Genomic DNA, 4,320 nt, shown 5'->3' on the forward strand with positions numbered 1-4,320 from the left:
CGGTGAAGCCCAGGTCAGCTCCGCGACCTTCGGTGATGCGCGGCGCCATCTCGCGCGCCACCGCGATGTCGTTCAGCTCGCCCAGCGCATCCTGCAGCCGCTTCAGCGTCTCGAGGAAGCGGCGCCGGCGCTTGCCCTCGCCCTCGAAGGCGCCGGCGAAGAATTCCGCGCCGTAGCGCAGCTTCTTGGCGCGGATGCGCAGCGCGTGACGCGACGCCGGATCGAGATCGGAAAGCCGCCGACCGGCCTTGCGCACCTTGCTGCGCAGCCGTTCCAGCACCGCGGCGCCCAGCTCAGCGGCGCTGGTGTCGCCAAGCGGCGTCACCTCGGGAGCCGTGGCGTTGGTCCAGTCGCCGACCTCCACCCACGTCGTCGCCGACAGCAGCAGGTTGGAGAAGCGCGACGAATCCAACGCCGCCAGCGCGCGCTCATAGGCTTCCGCCTGCAAATGAAGCAGCCGGGCGCCCAGGGCCACTACGCCGGGATCGTCGAGCGCCCTGCGCTCGGCCGGCCGATAGGTGTCCTGGATGAACACGTCGAGGTCGCGCGCCGCGTTCAGCTCGCCGGCCAGCCACTTGGCCTCCGCCTTGACGCCCATCAGCGAGTTCGCCGGCAAGCCGGCCTTGAAGATCGTTAGAGCTGCGCGCAGCCGGCGCAGGCCCACTCGCGTCTGATGCAGCGTCTCTGGCGTGCGCACCCGGCGCAGAAGTTGGGCGTTGCCGGTGATCTGGGTGAGCGCGCTGCGGGCCACGCCGCGGAACGCCTCGGCGGCGCTCGCTTCAGGCGATAGGGCGGAACGCTCGGCCTTCAAGGCCGCGACCCCATCGTGGCCGGCCAGCCGATAGCCGCGCTCGCCCTTGCTCTCGAACGACAGGCGCATGGGCGTGTGGCGGGCTAGCTCGCGGGCCAGAACGAACAGCGCCGCCGGGTCGCCGGCCTTTAGCTCCAGCTCCAGTTCGCGGATCGGCTCGCTCTGAGAGCCTGCGGTGATCTCACCCTCGTCCAGGCTCACCTCGACCACGGTCTCACCGTCGCGCCACAGGTGGACGCTGCGCTCCACAGTGGTCGCGAAAACTGGCGCGAGCTGGCTGGCGTCTCCGTTCAGCACCGCAGCGGCGGGGGTCGCCCCGAACGCCAGGGGCTCGGGCGTCTCGCCGACGACCGGCGTCTCCCACTCGTTGCGGCCCAACGCGCCGACGCCCTGACGCTGTTTGACGGTCTGGATGAAGGCGCCATCCGCCTGGCGCACGCGTAGCGTCACGCCGCGATTCTTCAGGTCGTGCCGGGGGGTGTCGAAATAGACCGAATGCAGGCGCTTGGCCTGGCCGGCGCCGATGCCGCCCGGCCCCCGCAGCGTCCGGACCGCGTCCGGGGCGAGTTCGAATTTCAGCTCGGTCTCAAGGCGGCCGTCGTCGCTTCCCGCGGGCATGGTGGGCTCTGAAAAAGGATCGGCGCGACCCTGAGCCGCGGAATCCGTTTTGTCTATCGCGCCGCCTGAACCTGGGCGTCCAGCCGCCCCAGCCTGCCCTCGCCCGCCCCCACCTGCTTGCCGATCGCGCGCGATGTCGCGTAGTGGGCGAGTGCGGTGAGCAGGAACACAGGCGTCAGGGCCGCCAGGCCGATCTGCAGTGACAACTCCCCGAAGCTCCCGTGCATCCTGTCGCTGATCATGCCGACGAACAGCGGGCCGCCACCCATGCCGATCAGGTTGAAAATGAACATGAACAGGGCTGAGGACAGTGAGCGTCGCGACGGGGCGACAGCGTTCTGCACCACGGTCATGGCCGGCGCCAGATAGACGCCATTGAGCACGGTCGAAACCGCAAAGGACGCGACCGCCAGCGGCCACGTCGGCGCCATCAGGAAACCGATGAAGAACGGCAGGCTGATCAGCGTCGCCGCTCCGGGCACCAGCGCATACGCCCGCGGGCTGTAGCGACGCAGGCGATCGACCAGCCAGCCCGAACCCGCCACGCCGACCACCCCGGCGAAGCCCACCACCAGGCCGAAATAAAGCGCCAGGTCGCCCATTTCCATGTGCCGCACGCGGATCAGGAAAGCCGGCGCCCAGTTGCCGATCCCGAATGCCAGGAACGCGGAGCATCCGGCCCCTAACGCTGTACAGCGCAATACCGGATCGGCGAAGAATTCAGCAATGCCGCGCCCCAGCGGCGGGCTGGGCTCGTGGGTCTGTCCATCGCCCAGCGGGTCCATCCGCCCGCGCAGCGGCTCTCGCACGATCAGCAACACCAGGGCCGCCAGCACCAGGCCGGACAATCCCACCACCATGAACGCTGCGCGCCAGCCGTGGGCTGCGGCGATCGCTCCTCCGACCCCGACGCCCAGAGCCCCGCCCAGCGGCGCCCCGATCGATAGCAGACCAAGCGCCGTTCCACGCTGGGCAGGAGGGAAATAGTCCGAGATCAGCGAATGCGACGGCGGCGATCCGCCCGCCTCGCCGACGCCCACCCCGATCCGCGCCAACGCGAGCTGAGCGAAATTGCCCGCCAGGTCGCAGGCGGCCGAGAACAGGCTCCATACCGACAGTGCGCCGGCGACGATCCAGATGCGACGAGTGCGGTCGGCCAGCCACGCCAGCGGTATGCCGAACGTGGTGTAGAACAGCGCGAAGGTCAGGCCCGTCAGCAGGCCAAGCTGCGTGTCGCTGAGGTGCAGCTCCTTGCGGATCGGCTCGGCCAGCACTGAGAGGATCTGCCGGTCCAGGAAATTGAAGGTGTAGACCAGCGTCAGCATGGCCACGACCACGTAGCGATAGCCCGGACGTCCCGCGCCCCCGGCCGCCACAGACACGTCCTCGCCGGTCCCGCTCATGTCGCCCCTCGCCCGCTCGCCCGAGACCCCGGCTGCATGGCCAAGGTCGTTTGTCCCCATCTTCAGGTGCGGGCGCGCCGACGCAAGCCCTGCCGTGCGTCGGGCTGGGCTCGGCCTAGCGCCAGATATCGAACAGGGTCGGCGCATCGCCGACCACGGCGCCTTCGATCGACAGCAGCTTGAGCTTGGTGGCTACGCCGCCGTGCGCGGTGAATCCGCCCGGCTTGCCGCCGGCCGCGAGCACCCGGTGACAGGGCACGATGATCCCCACCGGGTTGCGGCCCAGCGCCTGGCCCACCTCGCGCGCCTGGCGTGGCGCGCCGATCCGCTGGGCGATCTCGCCATAGGTGATGGTCGCGCCCGCCGGCACGGTGCGCGCCACGGCGTAGACGCTGCGCTCGAAGTCTTCGCAGTCGGTGAGGTCGACCACCACGCCCGTGAGGTCGATCCGCTCGCCCGAGAGCAGCCGGCGCACGCCGTCGATGGCCGCGCGGGCGTTGTCGTTGTCGGGCGCCGTCTCCACAGCCTGCGGTCGGCGGCGCATCATCCGCGCGCGGGACCGCGTCTCGTCGCCCTCCGGCAGGTTCATGTCGCTGACGCCGTGAACGCTCCAGGCCACGGCGCAGACGCCGATCGCGGAGTCGAACAGGCTGTAGGCGTGCGTCGTCACAGGGGGAGATTAGCAAAGCCCGCGAACGCGGCCAGCCGGCAAGGCGCGGAATTCGGACCTGGACATTCTCCGACGAGGCCGGTTCGTCGCGACGGCGGGCTTGATCACCACGCAGCGCACGCCTCTTATCGCCGCTTTTCGGGGTTCGACGATGACGACACTGGTCTTGAGCGTAGTTGGCAGCGACCGGCCAGGCCTCACCCAGGCGCTGGCCGCCGCGGTTCTGGCGGCGGGCGGCAACTGGCTGGAGAGCCACCTCAGTCGGCTGGGCGGCCTGTATGTCGGTTCGGTGCTCGTCGAGCTCGATCCCGAGCGCGTCGAGGCCTTGCGCGCGGCGGTGAATACCGTGGACGCTCAAGGCCTTGAAGTGCGCATCGCACCTGCCCTGGAAGCGCCGGGCGTCGCAGGCGACGCTGTCCACTTGGCCCTGGTCGGGCAAGATCGACTGGGCATCGTGCACCAGGTGACGGCGATCCTCAGCGGTCTCGGCGTGAACATCGAGGCGTTCGAAAGCCGGATCAGCGCCGAGGCGCATTCTGGAGCGCCGTTGTTCAACGCCCAGGCGCAGCTTCGACTGCCCAGCGGCCTGCAGGCGGAGGATCTTCAGGCCGCGCTGGAGGAGATCTCCGGCGAGATCATGGTCGACATCGCATTGAACGCAGCAGAAACCCGCTGAGAGACGCCAAAACGCAAAAAGCCCCCTCGAAAGGGGGCTCTTGCGTGTAGCGCGTAAGGCGGACTTGGGTGCGGGGACAGGATTTGAACCTGTGACCTTCAGGTTATGAGCCTGACGAGCTACCGGGCTGCTCCACCCCGCG

4 protein-coding genes and 1 tRNA gene are annotated in these 4,320 nt (G+C 69.3%); 1 reads left to right on the forward strand and 4 read right to left on the reverse strand.

Going from position 1 to position 4,320, the window contains the following annotated elements; translation table 11 throughout:
- The 3 genes from Q8M88_RS03305 to Q8M88_RS03315 form a co-directional block, all read right to left on the reverse strand.
- The coding region (locus Q8M88_RS03305; RefSeq protein ID WP_305594826.1) for a CYTH and CHAD domain-containing protein at positions 1-1,429 on the reverse strand (1,429 nt) is incomplete at its 3' end.
- Between the two features lie 53 nt (positions 1,430-1,482).
- Positions 1,483-2,832, reverse strand: coding sequence for an MFS transporter (locus Q8M88_RS03310; protein ID WP_305594827.1), 1,350 nt, complete (start codon positions 2,830-2,832; stop codon positions 1,483-1,485).
- 115 nt (positions 2,833-2,947) lie between these two features.
- Positions 2,948-3,502 carry a methylated-DNA--[protein]-cysteine S-methyltransferase gene (locus Q8M88_RS03315; RefSeq protein WP_305594828.1) on the reverse strand — a complete coding sequence of 185 codons (555 nt, stop codon included), beginning with the start codon at positions 3,500-3,502 and terminating at the stop codon, positions 2,948-2,950.
- Positions 3,503-3,653: 151 nt separating this feature from the next.
- Here Q8M88_RS03315 and Q8M88_RS03320 point away from each other — a divergent pair, with 151 nt between their 5' ends.
- A complete protein-coding gene (locus Q8M88_RS03320; protein ID WP_305594829.1) occupies positions 3,654-4,178 on the forward strand; it encodes a glycine cleavage system protein R in 525 nt (174 codons plus the stop codon).
- 65 nt (positions 4,179-4,243) lie between these two features.
- On the opposite strand, the gene Q8M88_RS03325 is transcribed toward Q8M88_RS03320, so the two are convergent.
- Positions 4,244-4,320: transfer RNA gene (locus Q8M88_RS03325), tRNA-Met, on the reverse strand.

Source organism: Phenylobacterium sp. (genome assembly GCF_030693805.1).
Taxonomy (GTDB): Bacteria; Pseudomonadota; Alphaproteobacteria; order Caulobacterales; family Caulobacteraceae; genus Phenylobacterium.

Coding starts and splice junctions, on each gene's coding strand:
- Q8M88_RS03320 (WP_305594829.1), top strand. CDS start 3,654: ATGACGACACTGGTCTTGAGCGTAGTTGGCAGCGACCGGCCAGGCCTC.
- Q8M88_RS03310 (WP_305594827.1), bottom strand. CDS start 2,832: ATGAGCGGGACCGGCGAGGACGTGTCTGTGGCGGCCGGGGGCGCGGGA.